Annotated in this window: 17 protein-coding genes; 6 read left to right on the plus strand and 11 right to left on the minus strand. The window is 66.4% G+C overall.

The genetic code is table 11. The features are described from left to right. Window positions 1-46 precede the first annotated feature (46 nt). The 3 genes from BLQ71_RS15800 to BLQ71_RS15810 are packed head-to-tail and all read left to right on the plus strand — an operon-like array spanning window position 47 to window position 2,839. On the plus strand, window positions 47-1,123 hold the full coding sequence (locus BLQ71_RS15800) for a CaiB/BaiF CoA transferase family protein (RefSeq protein ID WP_074622394.1): 1,077 nt from the start codon (window positions 47-49) through the stop codon (window positions 1,121-1,123). Then, window positions 1,120-1,788: a nitroreductase gene (locus BLQ71_RS15805; RefSeq protein ID WP_074622395.1), complete on the plus strand. Its 669-nt coding sequence runs from the start codon at window positions 1,120-1,122 to the stop codon at window positions 1,786-1,788. Before BLQ71_RS15800 ends, BLQ71_RS15805 begins: the two co-directional genes overlap by 4 nt. Window positions 1,789-1,810: 22 nt before the next feature. Then, on the plus strand, window positions 1,811-2,839 hold the full coding sequence (locus BLQ71_RS15810) for a trans-3-hydroxy-L-proline dehydratase (RefSeq protein WP_074622396.1): 1,029 nt from the start codon (window positions 1,811-1,813) through the stop codon (window positions 2,837-2,839). Here BLQ71_RS15810 and BLQ71_RS15815 read toward each other — a convergent pair. Beyond that, the gene (locus BLQ71_RS15815) at window positions 2,836-3,768 is read right to left on the minus strand and encodes an aldo/keto reductase (RefSeq protein WP_074622397.1); all 933 of its coding nucleotides are present in this window, start codon (window positions 3,766-3,768) and stop codon (window positions 2,836-2,838) included. The two genes, BLQ71_RS15810 and BLQ71_RS15815, sit on opposite strands and share 4 nt — an antisense overlap. A 157-nt stretch (window positions 3,769-3,925) precedes the next feature. On the opposite strand from BLQ71_RS15815, the gene BLQ71_RS15820 reads away from it, so the two are divergent. Both BLQ71_RS15820 and BLQ71_RS15825 read left to right on the plus strand, forming a co-directional pair. Further along, window positions 3,926-4,651 carry a vWA domain-containing protein gene (locus BLQ71_RS15820; RefSeq protein ID WP_229754889.1) on the plus strand — a complete coding sequence of 242 codons (726 nt, stop codon included), beginning with the start codon at window positions 3,926-3,928 and terminating at the stop codon, window positions 4,649-4,651. Window positions 4,652-4,763: 112 nt separating this feature from the next. Continuing rightward, window positions 4,764-5,270 (plus strand): pilus assembly protein N-terminal domain-containing protein, encoded by a 507-nt coding sequence (locus BLQ71_RS15825; protein WP_133066198.1) that lies wholly within the window; start codon window positions 4,764-4,766, stop codon window positions 5,268-5,270. Between the two features lie 65 nt (window positions 5,271-5,335). On the opposite strand, the gene BLQ71_RS15830 is transcribed toward BLQ71_RS15825, so the two are convergent. The 10 genes from BLQ71_RS15830 to BLQ71_RS15875 form a co-directional block, all read right to left on the minus strand. Then, window positions 5,336-6,412, minus strand: a complete 1,077-nt coding sequence (locus BLQ71_RS15830; RefSeq protein WP_074622399.1) for a BMP family ABC transporter substrate-binding protein — start codon at window positions 6,410-6,412, stop codon at window positions 5,336-5,338. A 29-nt stretch (window positions 6,413-6,441) separates the two neighbouring features. Continuing rightward, entirely contained in the window at window positions 6,442-7,365 is a 924-nt protein-coding gene (locus BLQ71_RS15835) for an ABC transporter permease (RefSeq protein ID WP_175459244.1), read from the minus strand. Beyond that, window positions 7,365-8,450, minus strand: coding sequence for an ABC transporter permease (locus BLQ71_RS15840; protein WP_069208037.1), 1,086 nt, complete (start codon window positions 8,448-8,450; stop codon window positions 7,365-7,367). The genes BLQ71_RS15835 and BLQ71_RS15840 overlap by 1 nt, the downstream gene beginning before the upstream one ends. A gap of 27 nt (window positions 8,451-8,477) precedes the next feature. After that, entirely contained in the window at window positions 8,478-10,001 is a 1,524-nt protein-coding gene (locus BLQ71_RS15845) for an ABC transporter ATP-binding protein (RefSeq protein WP_043144716.1), read from the minus strand. Further along, window positions 9,968-10,906, minus strand: a complete 939-nt coding sequence (gene xdhC / locus BLQ71_RS15850) for a xanthine dehydrogenase accessory protein XdhC (RefSeq protein WP_074622400.1) — start codon at window positions 10,904-10,906, stop codon at window positions 9,968-9,970. The genes BLQ71_RS15845 and xdhC overlap by 34 nt, the downstream gene beginning before the upstream one ends. Further along, window positions 10,903-13,245 carry a xanthine dehydrogenase molybdopterin binding subunit gene (xdhB, locus tag BLQ71_RS15855; RefSeq protein WP_074622401.1) on the minus strand — a complete coding sequence of 781 codons (2,343 nt, stop codon included), beginning with the start codon at window positions 13,243-13,245 and terminating at the stop codon, window positions 10,903-10,905. The genes xdhC and xdhB overlap by 4 nt, the downstream gene beginning before the upstream one ends. After that, entirely contained in the window at window positions 13,242-14,624 is a 1,383-nt protein-coding gene (gene xdhA, locus BLQ71_RS15860) for a xanthine dehydrogenase small subunit (RefSeq protein ID WP_074622402.1), read from the minus strand. The genes xdhB and xdhA overlap by 4 nt, the downstream gene beginning before the upstream one ends. A 203-nt stretch (window positions 14,625-14,827) precedes the next feature. After that, the gene (locus BLQ71_RS15865) at window positions 14,828-15,307 is read right to left on the minus strand and encodes an SRPBCC family protein (RefSeq protein ID WP_043144710.1); all 480 of its coding nucleotides are present in this window, start codon (window positions 15,305-15,307) and stop codon (window positions 14,828-14,830) included. 3 nt (window positions 15,308-15,310) lie between these two features. Continuing rightward, window positions 15,311-15,646, minus strand: a complete 336-nt coding sequence (locus BLQ71_RS15870) for an ArsR/SmtB family transcription factor (RefSeq protein WP_043144709.1) — start codon at window positions 15,644-15,646, stop codon at window positions 15,311-15,313. 54 nt (window positions 15,647-15,700) lie between these two features. Then, entirely contained in the window at window positions 15,701-16,300 is a 600-nt protein-coding gene (locus BLQ71_RS15875) for a MarR family winged helix-turn-helix transcriptional regulator (protein WP_069208158.1), read from the minus strand. A 164-nt stretch (window positions 16,301-16,464) separates the two neighbouring features. On the opposite strand from BLQ71_RS15875, the gene BLQ71_RS15880 reads away from it, so the two are divergent. Beyond that, window positions 16,465-17,973: an MDR family MFS transporter gene (locus tag BLQ71_RS15880; RefSeq protein ID WP_074622403.1), complete on the plus strand. Its 1,509-nt coding sequence runs from the start codon at window positions 16,465-16,467 to the stop codon at window positions 17,971-17,973. Window position 17,974: the final 1 nt, after the last annotated feature.

Here is a 17,974-nt window from a genome sequence, read left to right on the forward strand (position 1 = left end):
TCCTTTCGCGGCGTGCTCGGCTTGACTGCGCGCGGGGAGGATCACCATGCTGAACGGCATTCGCATCATCGAGTTCGAGGCGCTGGGGCCGGGACCCTTTTCCGCCATGCACCTCGCGGACCTTGGCGCCGAGGTCATTCTGGTGCAGCGCAAGGGTGGCGAAGCCAATCCTGCCAAGGGTGCCAGCCGCCTGCTGGACAGGGGCAAGAGGTCCATTGCGCTGGACCTCAAGGATGACGGAGATCTTGGCATTGCCCGCGCGCTGATCCGATCCGCTGACGGGCTGATCGAGGGGATGCGCCCGGGGGTGATGGAGCGGCTGGGGCTGGGCCCGGAGGCGGCGCAGGCGCTCAATCCGCGTCTGGTCTACGGACGGATGACTGGCTGGGGGCAGGATGGGCCGCGCGCGACGCTTGCCGGGCACGACCTGAACTACTTGGGCCTGTCCGGCGCCCTGTTCTACGCCGGGTTGCCCGGACAGGTGCCCGGTGTGCCGCCGACGATGCTGGGCGATATCGGCGCCGGCGCGCTTTACCTGACCGTGGGGATGCTGGCGGGGCTATTGCAAGCGCGGGAGACAGGGCAGGGGACGGTTGTCGACGCGGCCATCGTGGACGGGGCGCAGCACATGATGGCGCTCCTGCGGTCGATGGGGCCGGGGTTCGACACCGGCGCGCGGGGACGGTCCCTTCTGGACGGGCCGCATTGGTCGCGCTGCTATGCTTGTTCCTGTGGCGGGCATGTGGCCCTGCAATGCCTTGAGCCGAAATTCTACGCCTTGTTCCTGGACCGGATGGGACTGGCGGAGGATCCCGATTTCGCGGACCAGTTCGATCCCGACCGTTGGCCGGTGCAGGGGGCGCGGCTGGAACGGATCTTTGCCGCCCAGCCGCGCGATCATTGGGCGGCTTTGTTCGAGGACAGCGATGCCTGCCTTGCCCCGGTCCTGACCCCGGACGAGGCGGCCTGTGATCCGCACATGCGCGCGCGCGGGCATGGGCCGGGCAGCGCCTTGCCGGCGCCGCGTTTCGATGGCGAGGCTCGGGCAACAAGACCGGCGCCGGGCCCGGGGCAGGACGGAGTGGCGATCTTGGATGAGCTGAGGGAAAGGGGCCTGTTGTGAACGAAGCCGAGACATTCGCGGACCTGTTGAAGGCGCGCTATTCCTGCCGGGCCTACCGGCCCGACCCGGTCCCGCAGGAGGTGATCGAAAGCGCCCTGCGGGATGCGCAGCAGGTGCCAAGCTGGAACAACGTCCAGCCCTGGCAGGTGATCGCCCTCACGGCGCCGGAAACCGCTGCATTCGCCAAGGCCTTCTATGCCCATGTGGAAACCGGGGAGCGGCAAAGCGACATCCCCTTTCCGTTGCGCTACGAGGGCATCTACCAGGAAAGGCGGCGCACCTGTGGCTGGCAACTGTATGGCGCGTTGGGCATCCAGAAAGGTGACCGCGCGGCCTCGGGCAGGCAAATGCGCGAGAATTTCCGCCTCTTCGGGGCGCCGCACTGCCTGTTGATCACCGCGCCGAAGGACCTTGGCACCTATGGGGTGCTGGATTGCGGGGCCTATGTCACGGCTGTCATGCTGGCATTTCAGGCGCGCGGGCTGGCCAGTATCGCGATGGCGGCGGTGGCCAGTTTCTCGCCCTTCGTGCGCGACCGCTACGACATCGCCGAGGACCGTGACCTTGTTTGCGCCATCGCCTTTGGCCATGCCGATCCGGATCATCCCGCCAATTCCTACCGCACCGACCGCGCAGACCTGTCCGAAGTCGTGGACTGGCGTTGAACGCGAAAGCAGGGGGCAGGCCATGCGCAGCAGCAAGACGATCCACGTGATCTCGGCCCATGCCGAGGGCGAGGTGGGCGACGTGATCGTTGGCGGTGTCGCGCCGCCGCCGGGAGAGACGCTCTGGGAACAGAGCCGCTGGATCGCGCGGGACGGTGGCTTGCGGGATTTTGTGCTGAACGAGCCGCGCGGCGGCGTGTTCCGGCACGTCAACCTGCTGGTCCCGCCGAAACATCCGGACGCGGATGCGGCCTTCATCATCATGGAGCCGGAGGATACGCCGCCCATGTCAGGATCAAACTCGATCTGCGTTGCGACGGTTCTGCTGGATGGGGGCATCCTGCCGATAGAGGAGCCGGTGACGGAATTCACGCTGGAGGCGCCGGGCGGGCTGGTGCGGGTGCGGGCCGAATGCCGCGACGGCAAGGCGCAGCGTATCTTTGTCCGTAATCTGCCCAGTTTCGCGCAGAAACTGGGTGTGCCGCTGGAGGTCGAAGGGCTGGGCAAGTTGACCGTGGACACGGCATTTGGCGGCGACAGTTTCGTCATCGTCGATGCGCGGGCGCTGGGCCTGGACCTGGTGCCAGACGAGGCGCATGAGATCGCCCGGACCGGCGCGCGGATCGCCCGGGCGGCCACCGCGCAGCTGGGCTTTCACCATCCAACCAACCCTGACTGGCGGCATATTTCGTTCTGTCTCTTTGCAGGGCCGCTGGACCGCGGGTCCGAAGGTTTGCGTGCAAGGTCGGCGGTGGCGATCCAGCCGGGCAAGGTGGATCGGTCGCCCACGGGCACGGCGCTCTCCGCCCGCATGGCGGTCCTGCACGCGCGCGCAGAGATGGCCGAAGGAGAGACATTGACCGCGACCTCGCTGATTGGCTCGGCGTTCTCGGGACGCATTGCCGGGACGACCAGGGTGGGCGATCTGCCCGCCGTTTTGCCGGAAATCAGCGGGCGCGGCTGGATCACCGGCATTCATCAGCACATGCTGGACCCGGATGATCCCTGGCCGCGCGGCTATCGTCTCAGCGATACCTGGGGCGCGCGCTAGGAGGCTTCCTCCAGTCGGTCCGTCGCCGGGGGCGGCGTCGGGCTGAGGGCAGACAGACGGGCATAAAGCTCTGCATCCATCTGGTAGGTCATGCCCGCCAGCGAAGGCTGCAACTGCGCCGCGTTGCGGGCGGAGAGGATCGGCGCTGGGCCGGACGGATGGGCGGCCACCCAGGCCACGGCAAGCGTGGCAGCTTCGGTTCCCAGTTCGCTGGCGATCTCGGCCAGCGCCTCGGCCGCCTGGTGCATCTCGGGGCGGGCATAGCGGTTGGCGTATCGGTCGTCCTCTGTCAGGCGACCTTCGCCGCCGCGTGCATACTTGCCGGTCAGCAAGCCACCGCCCAGCGGCGAATAGGGCACCGGCAGGATGTCTTCCGAGGCGCACATGGGCAGGATTTCCACCTCGGCCTGGCGTTTCACCAGGTTGTACATGGGTTGCAGCACGTCGATCCGGGTGCCGAAACGGGCCGCCACTCCCTGCGCCTTCATCACCTGCCAGGCGGCATAGTTGGACACGCCGATGTACCGAATTGTCCCGGCCTGCTGCAATTCGGCGAGCGTCTCGAAACTCTCTTCCAGCGGCGTATCGCCGTCCCAGCGATGCAGGTAGTAGAGGTCGATCACCTCCATGTTCAGGCGCTTGCGGCTTTCGTCCAGAGAGGTCCGGATGTTGTCACGGCTGGCGCCGCCGGGGAAATTCGCCTTGGTCGCGATGAACAGATCCTTGCGCGCGGCGGCGGCGAACTGGCCCAAAAGGCGCTCTGATGCGCCATCGGTATAGACATGGGCGGTGTCGAAATGGGCGATGCCCGCGGCGCGGCAGGCGTCGAACATGGCGCGGCTGTCAGCCTCGGAGGCGCGGCCCCCGAACTGCATGCAGCCAAAGGCAAAGCGGGCGGGTGTGTCACCCGAAAGTGTGGTCAGTGTCATGGCATCAACCTGCCACGCGGCGCGCCAAAGTCAAAGCAGCTTTGGCAGATCATGATGTGCCCACCGCTTCGCATGTGACCTGGGACACAGGTCGCAACCTACGCTGGCTCGACAGACTCGCGGGGGCCTGCCATGCTGTCAGGAAAAGGAGCCGCCCATGCGCCTGCTGCCCCGACTGGCCGGCGCGGCCTGTCTGGCCGCCGCCACCTCCGCGCCACTGGCGACGGGCGCCGGGGAAAGCTGCACCGAGGATGCGATGATCGTCTTCGACGGGTCCGGCAGCATGGCAGAGATCGGCTACAATGCGATCGGCGTGCCCCGCATCTCCGAGGCCCGCATGGCGATGCGCCGGGTGATCCCCTCTGTCGCGGCGGCGCGACGGCTGGGCCTGGTGATCTACGGCCCCGCCGGAGACCGGACCTGCGCCAACACCGACCTGCGCTTTCCGCCGCAATGGCAGGCCGGGCCGCGGATCCTGGCGGATGTCGATGCGCTGCGACCCGCTGGGGGCACCTCGCTGACCGAAAGCGTCCGGCGCGCGGCAGAGACGCTGGACTACCTCAATCGCCCCGGGACCGTGGTTCTGGTGACGGATGGCAAGGAAACCTGCGGCGGTGCGCCCTGCAGTCTTGCCGCCGAGATCGCCGCGATGGCGCCTGAACTGACGGTGCATGTGATCGGCTTCAAGGTGCGCGGCGATCATTTCGACTGGTCCAATCCGAACGATCAGATGGCCACCACCGTGGCCCGCTGCCTGGCCGACCGAACTGGCGGGCGCTATGTCCGTGCCGAAACGGTTGACGAATTGATCGGGGCGCTGCGGGTGACGTTGGGCTGCAACGTGCTGGGCGCGCTTCCGGCCGAGCGGCGGCGCCTGCGTTAGGCCGGCCTGCGGTCGGGTTTTCAGGCTTTGACAGGAATCAGGGCACCGCGCAGTCTGTCCTCATTATGCCGGAGCGGCACTTGGCCGCTGCCGATATATTGGAGGACAAATCGTGTTCAGGAAATTTTCCATCATGGCGCTTGCCGCCAGTTTCGCGTTTTGCGGTGCGGCGCCAATTTCGGCGCAGGACGCCGGGTTCGAAATCATCGGCGCCGCCGATACGATCGAGGTGAAGGCCAAGCAGGCGGTGACGCTTGCCTTTGACGATGCCTATGCCGAATTGTCGATCGGCGATCCCGAGATCGCGGATATCAGCTCTCTCAGCGGGACCCTGGTCTATCTTCTGGGCAAGGAGGTTGGAGAGACCACACTGACGGTGATCCGTGACCGCGACAGCCTGGACCTGACGCATATGACAGTGGTGGTCTACCGCGACATCGCGCCGATGCAGGGCTTTCTGGAAAAGGCCGGGGGCGACGTGACACTGGAACGTGCGGGCGTTGTGGTGACCGCCTCTGGTTGCGTTGCAGGTGACCGCCAGCGGCAGGCCCTGGAAGGCGTGATGACCCAGCTCAAGTCCTGGGGCTATGTCGCCTTGGCGGACGTGGGCGGCTGCTGACCCCTCGGCCGGAGCAATCTGGTTGAAACGAAGGCCCCGATCGGGGCCTTCGTTCCGTCATCTGTTTACTGCGGGATTTCGGCGTTGATGCCTTCGACGTAGAAGTCCATCCCCAGCAGGGTGCCGTCATCGGCCACTTCGCCCTCTGCCAGCCAGACAGAGCCGTCGGCCTTGTTGATCGGCCCCGTGAACGGGTGGTAGTCGCCCGCCGCGATGGCGGCCTTGAGGTCCAGCGCCTCGGCTTTGACCTCTGCGGGGACCGCGTCGGTGATCTCGCCGATGCCGACCATGCCCGGGCCGATACCGTCCCAGGTGTCTTCGCTGGTCCAGCTGCCGTCCATGACCGCCTGCACGCGGTCGATGTAGTAAGGCGCCCAGTTGTCGATGATCGAGGAGACGCGCGGGGTGGGCGCGTATTCGATCATGTCCGAGGCCTGGCCGAAGGTGATGACATTGCCGGCCTCTGCCGCCGCCGCCTGCGGCGCGGTCGAGTCGGTATGCTGCAGGATCACGTCGGCGCCGTTCTCGATCAGGGCGCGGGCGGCATCCGCCTCTTTCGCCGGATCGAACCAGGTGTAGGCCCAGATGATCGAGAATTCGACGTCCGGGTTCACCTTCTTGGCGTGGATATAGGCCGCGTTGATGCCGCGGATGACCTCGGGGATCGGGTAAGAGGCGATGTAGCCGATCTTATTGGTCTTGGTCATCGACCCGGCGATATGGCCCTGGATGGCGCGGCCTTCGTAGAAACGGGCCGAGTAGACGCTGACGTTGTCTGCGCGCTTGTATCCGGTGGCGTGTTCGAACTTCACGTTCGGGAATTTCTCCGCCACGGCGATGGTCGGGTCCATGTAGCCGAAGGACGTGGTAAAGATGATGTCTGCACCCGACAGGGCCATCTGCGTGATGGCGCGTTCGGCATCGGCGCCTTCGGGCACGCTTTCCTGGTAGATGGTCTTCACCTTGTCGCCAAAGTGCTCCTCGACCGCGAGGCGCCCCTTGTTGTGTTCGTAGGTCCAGCCGCCATCGCCCACCGGGCCGACGTAGATGAAGCCCGCGGTGACGTCCTGGGCCGCGGCGGCAGAGCCGAAGCCAAGCGTCAGCGCGAGGGCTGCGGTGGAGAGAAGGGTTCTTCTGTGCATTGTGGTCCCCTGTTGGTTGGTTCTGTGCCTCAGCTCGAGGCGTGGAAAGGCCGGCCCAGCGAGGCGGGCGCGGCATGCGCGCCGCGGGCCGAGATGATCACGAGCACGAGGATCGTGACAAGATAGGGCGAGGCCGACAAGAGCGCGACCGGCACGGCGGCGCCCGCCGCCTGCAGGTTCAGTTGCAGCACCGTGACCCCGCCGAACAGATAGGCCCCGATGGCCACGCGGCCCGGCCGCCACGAGGCGAAGACGACGATGGCCAGCGCGATCCATCCGGCGCCGGCGGTCATGCCCTCGGTCCATTGCGGGACGCGCACCAGGCTGAGGTAGGCGCCGCCAAGGCCCGCGCAGGCACCGCCGAATAGGATCGCCATGAGGCGGATCATGACGACCTTGTAGCCAAGCGCATGGGCGCTGTCGTGGCTTTCGCCGACCGCACGCAGGATCAGCCCGGCGCGGGTGTGTTTCAGGAAGGCCCAGACCGCGACAACCAGCGCGAGGCTGAAATAGACCATCAGGTCATGGCTGAAGAGCATCCGCCCCACCACCGGCAGGTCCGACAGCAGGGGGATGTCCAGCTTGGGCAGGGTCGGGCTTTTCATGCCCTCGTAGGGTTTCCCGATCAGGCTGGAAAGGCCAAGGCCCACCAGCGTCAGGCCCAGCCCGGTGGCAACCTGGTTCGAAAGCAGGAACTGCGTCAGCAGGCCAAACGAGAGCGCAAGCAGCGCCGAGGCCAGAGCCGCGGCGACGAACCCCAGCGCGGGAGAGGTGGAATTGACCGCCACGGCAAAGCCCACCACGGCGCCGGTGATCATCATCCCCTCGACGCCCAGGTTCAGCACGCCGGATTTCTCGACAACCATCTCGCCGATGGCGGCCAGCAGGATCGGTGTGGCCGAGACCATGATGGAGGCGACGAGAAGGATGGGATTGATGCTGCTAAGGTCCATCATGCCACCTCCCTCTTGCCGATGCGCAGGCGGAAATTGGTGAAGACATCCATTGCGAGCAGGAAGAACAGCAACATCCCCTGGAACAGCTGGATCGAGGCGCCGGGCAGGCCCAGCATCAGCTGCGCCAGCTCACCACCGATATAGGTCAGCGCCATGAGCAGACCGGCCAGCAGGATGCCGATGGGATTGAGCCGCCCCAGGAAGGCCACGATGATCGCCGTGAACCCGTAGCCGGACCCAAAGTCGATCGAGACCTGGCCCGCGGGGCCGGTGACCTCGAACAACCCTGCCATGCCGGCCAGCGCGCCCGAGAGGCCAAGGCAGATCAGGATGATGCGCGCCGGGTTCACGCCGGAAAAGCGGGCCGCGCGCGGCGCTTCGCCGGTCAGCCGGATGTTGAAGCCCAGCATGTGCCGGGTCAGCAGGACATAGGCGCCGATCACCGCGATGAAGGCAAAGACCACGCCCCAGTGCATCCCGGTGTTGGCGATCAGGTCGCTGTTATGCGCCGCGTCCCATTGTTTGAAATTGCGTGACCCGGGGAAACCACGCCCCTCGGGGTTGCGCAAAAGGCCGGTGGAGACAGAGCCGAGGATGGTTTCCGCCACATAGACCAGCATCAGCGAGACGAGGATCTCGTTGGTGCCGAATTTCGTCTTCAGGATGGCCGGGATCATCGCCCAGGCCCAGCCGCCAAGCGCGCCGGCGACGATCATGATCGGGAAGATCAGGAAACTTTCGGAAGGGTAGAAGGCAAGACCGGCGGCGGCGCCACAGATGGCGCCCATGATGTACTGCCCTTCGGCGCCGATGTTCCAGATCCCGGCGCGAAAGCCGATGGACAGCCCGATGGCGATCAGGATCAGCGGCCCCGCCTTGACCAGCAGCTGCGGTCGCGTGAACCCGGCGAATTGCGCGTTGAACAGCGGATCCCAGAAGATCGTGCGGATCGCCTCGACCGGGTTGGCACCGAGGAAGGCAAAGAGCACGCCGCCGACGAGCATGGTCAGCAGCACGGCCAGCACCGGCGTCAGGTAGGTCCAGAGTTGCGAAGGCTGCGGGCGTTTCTCAAGCCGGATCATGGGCGTGTCCCCCCTTGGCCAGCGGCCTCATTCGTCCACATGGGCCACCTCCATGTCATGGGCGCCGCCCATCATCAGGCCAATCTGCTCGATATCCAGGCTGGCGACCGGACGTGTGGGCGACAGCCGCCCCTCGTTCAGGGCGCCAAACCGGTCCGAGACCTCCATCAGCTCATCCAGGTCCTGGCTGATGACCACCACGGCGCCGCCCTTGGCGGCCAGGTCCAGGATCGACTGGCGGATAAAGGCCGCCGCCGCCGCGTCCACGCCCCATGTGGGCTGGTTCAGCACCAGCACGCGCGGGCCTTGCAGGATCTCGCGGCCGACGACGAATTTCTGCAGGTTTCCCCCTGACAGCGCCCGTGCCGCCGTGCCTGGCCCCGGCGTGCGCACGTCGAAATGGCCGATCACCTCTTCGGCGAACTGCCGCGCCTTGCCCCAGGAGATGAAACCGTTCTTCAGCATTCCCTCGCGCCGCGCCGCCGTCAGAACGCCGTTCTCGACCAGGCTCATGTCGGGCGCAGCGGCGTGGCCCAGCCGTTCCTCGGGTCCCGACAGCACGCCAAGATCGCGGCGTGCGACGGGGCCGGCCCGGCTGATGTCCTTGCCTTCCAGGATGATGGATCCGGCGGGCGCCATACGTTCGCCCGACAGCGCGGCCAGCAATTCGTCCTGCCCGTTGCCGGCGACCCCGCCGATGCCCAGTACCTCGCCCGCGCGGACCTCGAAGCTGACCTCGCGCAGGGGGGTGCCAAAGGCGCCGGGCGCGGGCAGGCTCAACTCGTTCACCGCCAGCAGCACCTCGCCGGTCTTGCCGCCCTTGGCCTCTGGGGTCGCGAAACTGGCGCCCACCATCATCTCGGCCAGTTGCCGGGCCGAAGTCTCCGCGGGGGTGCAGGTGGCCACCTTCTTGCCCAGTCGCAGGATCGTGGCGGTGTCGCAAAGCGCGCGGATTTCCTCCAGCTTGTGCGAGATATAGAGGATCGAGGTGCCTTCGGCCTTCAGCTTGCGCAGGGTCTCGAACAGGATCTCGACCTCCTGCGGGGTCAGGACGCTGGTCGGTTCGTCCATGATCAGCAGGCGCGGGTTCTGCAAAAGGCAGCGGATGATCTCCACCCGTTGCCGTTCGCCCGCCGACAGCGTGCCGACGGTACGCGTGGGGTCCAGCGGCAGCCCGTAGGTCTCCGAGACCTCACGGATCTGGCGGGCAAGGTCCGACATGGGGGGCGGCGTTTCCATTCCCAACGCCACGTTTTCCGCCACGTCCAGCGCATCGAAGAGCGAGAAATGCTGGAACACCATCGCGATCCCGGCCTGCCGCGCCTCCGAGGGTTTCGACGGCTTGTACGGCGCTCCGTCCAGCAGCATCTGCCCCTTGTCCGGTGCATTCAGCCCATAGATCATCTTGACCAGCGTCGATTTTCCGGCGCCGTTCTCGCCCAACAGCGCGTGGATCTCGCCCCGCCCGATGTCAAAGGTGACGTCATCGTTGGCAATCACGCCCGGGTAGATCTTGGTCAGGCCCTGGAGGCTGAGGAGTGTGTCGGCCACGCGTGGTCCTTCTCTTGCTGCCAGTTGAGTAGCTGCGCCACCGTGCCGATGGCAATGGCCTGCGGATGTTTGCCAAGCGCTTTGTGCCCGATCGGACAGCAGATGGCGTCGATTTGGGCGGGCGCATGGCCAAGCGCCTGCAATCGCTTGCGGAACCGTGCCCATTTCGTGTCCGACCCGATCAATCCGCAAAAGCCGAATCCGTGTGACAGGGCTGCGTGACACAGCGCCAGGTCGATCTCGTGGCTGTAGGTCAGGATCAGGTGGGCGGCGTTCCCGGGGGCGCGTGGCATGGCGCGCTCCGGCGCGGGGACGGGCAGGGCGGTGACGTCATCGGGGATCTCATCGGGGAACCGCTCCGGCCCGGTATCGACCCATGTCAGCGCCACGTCCGGCAAGGGCGCCAGAACCGAGACCAGTGCCCGGCCGACATGGCCCGCGCCCCAGATCCAGACCGGCAGGGCCGGGCGGCGGACCGCTTCCACCATCCAGCCTTGCAGGAGCTGCGGTTCGGGCGCCTCGCCCTTTGCCCGGGCCCGGTCGATCATCCGGCGCACCGCCAGCGGCATCTCTCCGGGTCCGCGCGCGATCACCTCGCGCCCTTCGAGACCGGCCACCGCCAGCGCATCGTAATGCTCGGTCAGCAGCGTCACCGCCCCGCCGCAGCACTGGCCCAGCTCCGGCCCCAGGGGATGACGCGTCAGCCCTTCATGGCTCAGCGCGGACTGTGCAGCCATGAGTTCAAGCGCGCCGCCGCCGATGGTGCCGAATTGGCCACCGTCCCAGACCAGCATGGCGGCCCCGACCTCGCGCGGGGCCGAGCCCGCAACCTCGGCCACCACGACCCGGGCGACACGCCCGTGCCGTTCGACCGCGCGGCAGAGAAGGGCGAGGTCGAAACTCATCCCTGCACCCGTGCAATAGCGGCCAGCACCCGTTCCGGCGTTGCAGGCGCGTCCAGAGCCGGATAGCCCGGCCCGCAGGCCGCCACGGCATCCGAAAGCGCCATCAGTGCCGAAATCCCCAGCATGAAAGGCGGCTCGCCCACCGCCTTGGAGCGATAGACCGTCTCCTCGCGGTTCTCACCCTCCCAGAGCGCCACGTTGAAGACCTCCGGCGCGTCCGAACAGGCCGGGATCTTGTAGGTCGAGGGCGCATGGGTGCGCAGCCGCCCGTGGTCGTCCCAGACCAGCTCTTCGGTTGTCAGCCAGCCCGCGCCCTGGACAAAGCCACCCTCGACCTGGCCGATGTCGATGGCGGGGTTCAAAGAGGCGCCCGCGTCATGCAGGATGTCGGTGCGCAGCATCCGGTATTCGCCGGTCAGCGTGTCGATCACGACCTCGGTGCAGGCGGCGCCATGGGCAAAGTAGAAGAACGGTCGCCCTTCGCCCTTCATCCGGTCCCAGGACAGTTTCGGCGTCTTGTAGAAACCGGTGGCCGAAAGACTGACCCTTCCCGCGTAACAAAAGGCCGCCGCCTCGGCAAAGCTCATCTCCTGGGCTCCGGCCAGTACCCGTCCGTTACGAAACTGGACCTCGTCCGGGCGGCACTGGTGCAATTGCGCCAGGTGCCCGGCCATGCGGGCACGGATCGTCTCGCAGGCAATCTTGACCGCCGCGCCGTTCAGGTCCGACCCCGAAGAGGCGGCTGTGGCCGAGGTATTGGGCACCTTGGCGGTATCGGTGGCGGTGATGCGGACGACCTCTTGTGGCACGCCAAAGGCCGAAGCCGCCACCTGTGCCACCTTCTGGAACAGCCCCTGTCCCATCTCGGTGCCGCCGTGGTTCATGGCGATGGAACCGTCCTGGTAGACATGCACCAGCGCGCCCGCCTGGTTAAGATGCGTGAGCGTGAAGGAGATGCCGAATTTCACCGGCGTCAGCGCGATACCCTTCTTGAGAATCGGGTTGGCCGCGTTCCACTCTGCCACCGCCGCCCGCCTGCCTGCGTAATCGCAGGAAGTCTCCAGCGCCTCTGTCATCTCGTGCAGGATGAAATCCTCGACCGTCTGGCCATAGGGCGTGACGGTCCTGGGCTTCTTCTTGGCGGAAATACCCCCCGGGGGGCTCGGCTCTGCCGAGCGGGGGGCAGCGCCCCCCTCCATCGGGTCATAGTAATTCGCCTTTCGCACCGCCAGCGGATCGCGGCCCAGCACATGGGCGACGTGATCCATGACGCGCTCGATCCCCACCATGCCCTGCGGGCCGCCAAAGCCGCGATAGGCGGTGGCACTGCACATGTTGGTGCGCAGCCGGTGGCTTTCGATCCGGACGGCGGGGAGGAAATAGGCGTTGTCCGCGTGCAACATGGCGCGGTCGGCCACCGGCAAGGACAGGTCCTGGGACCAGCCGCAGCGGGTGTATTGCTGGAACGCGATCCCCTGAACCACGCCCTCCGCATCGACGCCCACGCGATAGTCGATGCGGAAATCATGCCGCTTGCCGGTGATCACCATGTCGTCGTCGCGGTCATAGCGCATCTTGGCGGGGCGCCCGGTGGCGGCGGCCACCACCGCGCAGGCCACGGCCAGCGCGTTGCCCTGGCTTTCCTTGCCACCAAAGCCGCCGCCCATGCGCCGCGTCTCGACCCGCACGTTATGCATCTGAAGACCCAGAGCATCGGCCACCTTGTGCTGGATCTCGGTCGGGTGCTGGGTCGAGGAGTGGACCAGCATGTCGCCGTCTTCCTGCGGAAAGACAAGGGCGGCCTGGCCTTCCAGGTAGAAGTGTTCCTGCCCGCCCATTTCGATCCGGCCTTCGATGACATGCGGCGCGCCGTCGATGGCGGCCTCCACATCGCCGCGCGCCCAGATGCGCGGGCCTTCTTCGAACCGGCTGTCGGCGGTTAGCGCTTCCTCGATGGTCAGGATCGGGGGCGCGGCTTCGGTCTCGATCCGCGCCTTGGCGACGGCGCGCCGCGCCGCGAGGTGGCTTTCGGCAGCGACGAGGAATACGGGCTGGCCCTGGTAATGTAGCGTGCCGTCCGACAGCAGCGGCTCGTCATGCAGCGAGGGTGAGCAGTCGCACTCCGACGGCAGGTCATCGAAGGTCCAGACCCCCAAGACACCGGGCGCGGCGCGCACCGCGTCGAGGTCTAGCCCGGTCAGCCGACCGGCGGCGATGGGCGAAAGGCCAAAGGCGAGGTGCAGGCAATTGGCGGGCGTCGGAATGTCGTCGACGTAACGTGCCTTGCCGGTCACATGCAGCGGCGCCGCGTCATGGGGGAGGGGTTTCGCGACGCTCATGGCCGCACCTCCAGCACATTCGTGGCCTGTCCCATGTCCTCGGCCCGGTAGCGGCGCAGCATGTTGCGCGCGGCGGTCAGGCGATAGTCGGCGCTGGCACGCATGTCGCTCATGGGGGCAAAGTCCTGCGCCCAGGCGGGGCCGGTGGCCTCCAGCGTGGCCTCTGTCCAGGGCTGGCCGGTGAGGGCGGCCTCCACATGCGATGCCCGCTTGGGGATGCCTGCCATGCCGCCAAAGGCGATGCGGGCGCTGGTCACGATGCCGTCCGTGACAGTCAGGTTGAAGGCGCCGCAGACGGCCGAGATGTCCTGGTCGAAGCGTTTCGACAGCTTGTAAACGCGCAAGGCGGCCAGGGCTTTGGGAATGGTCACCGCCTCGACGAACTCGCCCGGGGCACGGTCCTGCTTGCCGTAGTCGATAAAGAAGTCCTCCAGCGGCAGATCGCGCCGGGTGTCGCCCTGGCGCAGGTGCAGCGTCGCGTTTGCCGCGATCAGCGCGGGCGGGTTGTCCCCGATGGGCGAGCCGTTGGCGATGTTGCCGCCGATGGTGGCGGCGTTTCGCACCTGGGTAGAGCCATAGCGGCGGATCATCTCGGCATAGCCGGGGCACAGCGGTTTCATCAGCGCGTGCACGCGGTCCATCGTGACGCCTGCGCCGATGCGAAAGCCGCTATCCGTCTCCTCGATCCCCTGCAGGTCAGCGCAGCGGTTCAGGAAGATCACCGTATCGAGGTCGCGCAACTGTTTCGTCACCCAAAGGCCCACGTCCGTGGCCCCGGCAACCAGCGTGGCCTGCGGATGTTCCGCGTAGAGCCGCGCGAGGTCATCGGCGGTCGTCGGGGCGTGGCAGGTCGGCGAAGGGCTTTCCGCCATTTCAGCGCCTCGGAACGCCTGATCGCCGCTGATCCAGTCGGGCACCGGCTGATCCTCTGCCACCCGGGCGGCGCGCAGGATCGGCGCATAGCCCGTGCATCGGCAGAGGTTGCCCGCCAGGGCGTCCTTGTGGCCGGTGTCACCGTTCAGATGCGCCGTGGCCATCGAGACCGCAAAGCCTGGCGTGCAAAAGCCACACTGGCTGCCGTGACAATCCACCAGCGCCTGTTGTACGGGGTGCAGCGTGCCGTCCGGGCCGGAGAGGCCCTCGACCGTGCGCACCGCCTTGCCGTGCAATTGCGGCAGGAAGAGGATGCAGGCATTCAGGGCGCGCGCGCCGCGCTCGTCCGTCACCATGACGGTGCAGGCGCCGCAGTCGCCCTCGTTGCAACCTTCCTTGGTGCCGGTAAGGCCGCGCCTCTCGCGCAGCCAGTCGAGCAGCGTTTCGGTGGGTGACACCTCAGCCAGCTCAACGCTCTCTCCATTGAGAAGAAAGGCGATGTTCATCAGGTTGTGACCCGCCGCCTTACCGAATCCCCCGCGATTTTTTCGCAGGGTGCGCGCCCTCGATGCGGCGTAGAAAACGCGCCCTTGTCCCTGTTATCGGCGGTCAGGCTAGGCGGGTAGGATGCGGCAAGGCAAGGGAAAAACGCCTGCAGATTGATCGTCACCGCCCGTTTCGGCGCCAAATCGGGCGGTGGTTGCTGACATCACAGGCTGCGTGCGATGTCCAGCATCTGGTCGGCGGCGGTGTTCCAACCCTTGCTGAAACCCATTTCCTCGTGCTTGTCGCGCGCAGCCGTGTCGTTGTGCAGCGCGGTCGCCGTGTAGAAGGTGCCCCCGTCGCGCGGTTCAAAGGTCACGATCGCGGTCATGAAGGGCTGGGCCGCGGGCCGCCAGCCAGCTTGCAGGGCATCGGTGAAAACCAGCCGCCGTTCCGGATCGACGGCAAGGAAACAGCCTTCGTTCGGCATGTCGGCCTGGCTGCCGTCGGGCAGCGGGCCTGCCATGCGGGTAAAGAATCGCCCGCCCGGGCGCAGGTCGATCACGGCCTCGGTCACATGCCAGGGTCTGGGGCAGAACCACTGCATCAACAGCTCCGGTTCGGTCCAGCAGCGCCAGAGCGTCGCGGGCGGTACGTCCATCATGCGTTCAAGGCGCAGGTCAAGATCGGGATCGAGGTCGGGCATGGGTCAGTCCTTTTTGGATGCAACGTCAAGGGATTTGGCGAAACTCTCCAGCCGGTCGGTCTGTTCCTCCCAGAGGCGCCTTTGGCGGGCGAGCCAGTGCTCTGCCTCTGCCAGTGGCGCGGCCTCGATATGGACCATGCGCACCCGGCCCTGTTTCTCGGACCGGATGAGACCGGCAGACTCGAGTTTGCGCAGGTGTTTCAGGAAGGAGGGCAGGGCCATATCGTGCGGGGCGTGCAGTTCTGACACCGGGGCAGGGCCGCCGACCAGCCGTTCGATCACGGCGCGGCGGGTGGGGTCGGCCATCGCGCCGAAGAAGCTGTCGAGATGGTTAGCCATGAGGCTACCTATTCTCGCAGCATGTCTTGCGTCAAGAGAAACCTAGCTGAATGGCTAAGTGTTGTCTTGCTGCGAGAGGTCGTCACGCAACTTGGCGATTTCCTCTGCCACGGGGCCAGAAGGGCAGGCGGCCCGTTCCGACCAGGCCGAAAAGCGTTCCAGCAAGGGCAGGAAGGTCTGGATCTCTTCCATCGTCCAGTCCTTAAGGTAAGAACCAAGCACGAGGAACTTGTAGCTGCGCACCGCCTCGACCGCCTGTTTGCCGGTCTCGGTCAGTTCCAAAACGGCGCGGCGCGCGTCCTGCTGGCTGACCGCGCGGCGCAGAAGGCCGCGTTTGATCAGCTGGCTGGTCAGGCGGCTGGCGCGTGACGGGTCGATGGCCAGCCGTGTCGCCACGGTCGAGACCATCGTTTCCTCTCCGGAGGCTTCGCCGAATTCGTTGACCGGCGCCGAGACCGCCATCAGCACGTCCAGCTCGGCAAGTTCCATCCGCAGGCCAAGGTCTTCGAGCGCGCGCAGGCCCAGTTCCCGCTTGACCACCTTGCGGCGCCAGATCTGCAGCACGGCGTCGATGTCGAAGGCGGCTTCTGCCACTTCTCCGCCGATCCCGGCGCGGTCCAGTTGCGCCTTCAATCTGTCATCCCGCGCGGTCATGCAGCCCCCGATGTGCAATATTGCGTGCTTTCGACAAATGCATGACGTTGACATGCTTTTGCGTTTGGCACATATTTAGGCCCAGATCCCAGGCGATGCAATCCGGTCGCCTGCGCCGAATCCGCCCGGTGCCGGCGCGCTGTCCCCGTTTCAAGGAAGTTTCCATGTCCCTGGCCGAAACCCCTGTTACCCTTGCCGACGACCAACCAGACCCGGCGACGCTTCGCCTGGCGCTGATCGCGATCGCGGCGACCTTGCTCTTTGCCTCTCTTGGTCAGACCATCGTGTCCACCGCAATGCCGATCATGGTCGCGGACCTTGGCGGGATGGATCATATCACATGGGTGATCACTGCCTACCTCATGGCATCGACCATCGGCGCGCCTGTGGCGGGAAAGCTCTCTGATCTTTACGGTCGCAAGATTGTCCTGCAAGGCGGCATCCTGGTTTTCGTGCTGGGCGCGGTGATCTGCGGAACGGCCGGTTCGATGGAGATGGTGATCGCCGGGCGCGTGGTGCAGGGGCTGGGCGGCGGCGGGCTGATCGTCACCTGCATGACCGCCGTTGGCGACCTGATGCCGCCGCGTGAGCGGGGCAAAGCGCAGGGATTCCTGGGGGCGGCCTTTGGCGTATCGACGGTGATCGGCCCTCTTCTGGGCGGGGCCATCGTGCAGAGCATCGGCTGGCACTGGATCTTTTTCGTCAACCTCCCGGTGGGCGTGGTGGCCTTTGTCGTTCTGAACCGCGCGCTGCCCTCGCCGCTGGAGCGGTCGGGCAAGCCGGTAGATTACCTGGGGGCGGCGCTGCTGGCAGCGATCCTCGGGTGCATCGTTCTTTTGCCCAGCATCGCGGGCAGCTATGGCTGGTCCAGCCTGCCGGTGACGTGGTTGTTCATCGGCCTCGCCCTTGCACTGGCCGGCTTCATCCGGACAGAGCGGCGCGCCGAAGAGCCGATCCTGCCGCTGCCGCTGTTTTTCAACAACACTTTCCTGGTGACCAACGCGGTCGGCTTCCTGGTGGGCATGGGGATGTTCGGAACCATCACCTTTCTGCCGCTGTTCCTGCAGATGGTGAAGGACATCAGCCCGACCGCCTCCGGCCTGTTCCTGGTGCCGATGATGGGCGGGTTGATCCTGTCGTCCACGGCGGCAGGCAAGATCATGTCCGCGACCGGCCACTACAAGCTGATGCCAGTGCTGTCGACGGGCCTTCTGACCCTGGCGCTGCTGGGCATGTCGCGGCTGGATGCGGCCAGCGCGCTTTGGTTCATCGGCGGGGTCATGGTGCTGGTGGGCTTGGGGCTGGGGCCGGTCTTTGCCGTGGGGGTGGCGGCGGTCCAGAACGCGGTGCCGCGGTCGATGATGGGCGTGGGCACGGCCTCGACCAACATGTTCCGGCTGATCGGCGGCTCCGTCGGCACGGCTGTTTTTGGCGCGATGTTCAGCGCCGGGCTGATGCGCAACCTCGCCGGAGAGATCCCGGGCGGCGTTTCGGGCGGCATCGGTGCGCTGGGCGCCAATGTGGTGCAAGCACTGCCGGAAGAGGCCCAGGCGCGGGTGCTCGACGGGTTCTCGGACGCTTTGCACCCGATTTTCTGGGCGGCGGCGGCAGCGGCTTTGCTGGCCTGTCTTGCCTCGATGCTGCTACGCGAGGAACCGCTGGGCGAGACCTGAT

The organism is Antarctobacter albus (assembly GCF_900101505.1).
GTDB lineage: Bacteria > Pseudomonadota > Alphaproteobacteria > Rhodobacterales > Rhodobacteraceae > Antarctobacter > Antarctobacter albus.

Coding starts and splice junctions, on each gene's coding strand:
- BLQ71_RS15800 (WP_074622394.1), top strand. CDS start 47: ATGCTGAACGGCATTCGCATCATCGAGTTCGAGGCGCTGGGGCCGGGA.
- BLQ71_RS15810 (WP_074622396.1), top strand. CDS start 1,811: ATGCGCAGCAGCAAGACGATCCACGTGATCTCGGCCCATGCCGAGGGC.
- BLQ71_RS15815 (WP_074622397.1), bottom strand. CDS start 3,768: ATGACACTGACCACACTTTCGGGTGACACACCCGCCCGCTTTGCCTTT.
- BLQ71_RS15820 (WP_229754889.1), top strand. CDS start 3,926: ATGCGCCTGCTGCCCCGACTGGCCGGCGCGGCCTGTCTGGCCGCCGCC.
- BLQ71_RS15830 (WP_074622399.1), bottom strand. CDS start 6,412: ATGCACAGAAGAACCCTTCTCTCCACCGCAGCCCTCGCGCTGACGCTT.
- BLQ71_RS15835 (WP_175459244.1), bottom strand. CDS start 7,365: ATGGACCTTAGCAGCATCAATCCCATCCTTCTCGTCGCCTCCATCATG.
- BLQ71_RS15840 (WP_069208037.1), bottom strand. CDS start 8,450: ATGATCCGGCTTGAGAAACGCCCGCAGCCTTCGCAACTCTGGACCTAC.
- xdhC (WP_074622400.1), bottom strand. CDS start 10,906: ATGAGTTTCGACCTCGCCCTTCTCTGCCGCGCGGTCGAACGGCACGGG.
- xdhB (WP_074622401.1), bottom strand. CDS start 13,245: ATGAGCGTCGCGAAACCCCTCCCCCATGACGCGGCGCCGCTGCATGTG.
- xdhA (WP_074622402.1), bottom strand. CDS start 14,624: ATGAACATCGCCTTTCTTCTCAATGGAGAGAGCGTTGAGCTGGCTGAG.
- BLQ71_RS15865 (WP_043144710.1), bottom strand. CDS start 15,307: ATGCCCGACCTCGATCCCGATCTTGACCTGCGCCTTGAACGCATGATG.
- BLQ71_RS15870 (WP_043144709.1), bottom strand. CDS start 15,646: ATGGCTAACCATCTCGACAGCTTCTTCGGCGCGATGGCCGACCCCACC.
- BLQ71_RS15875 (WP_069208158.1), bottom strand. CDS start 16,300: ATGACCGCGCGGGATGACAGATTGAAGGCGCAACTGGACCGCGCCGGG.
- BLQ71_RS15880 (WP_074622403.1), top strand. CDS start 16,465: ATGTCCCTGGCCGAAACCCCTGTTACCCTTGCCGACGACCAACCAGAC.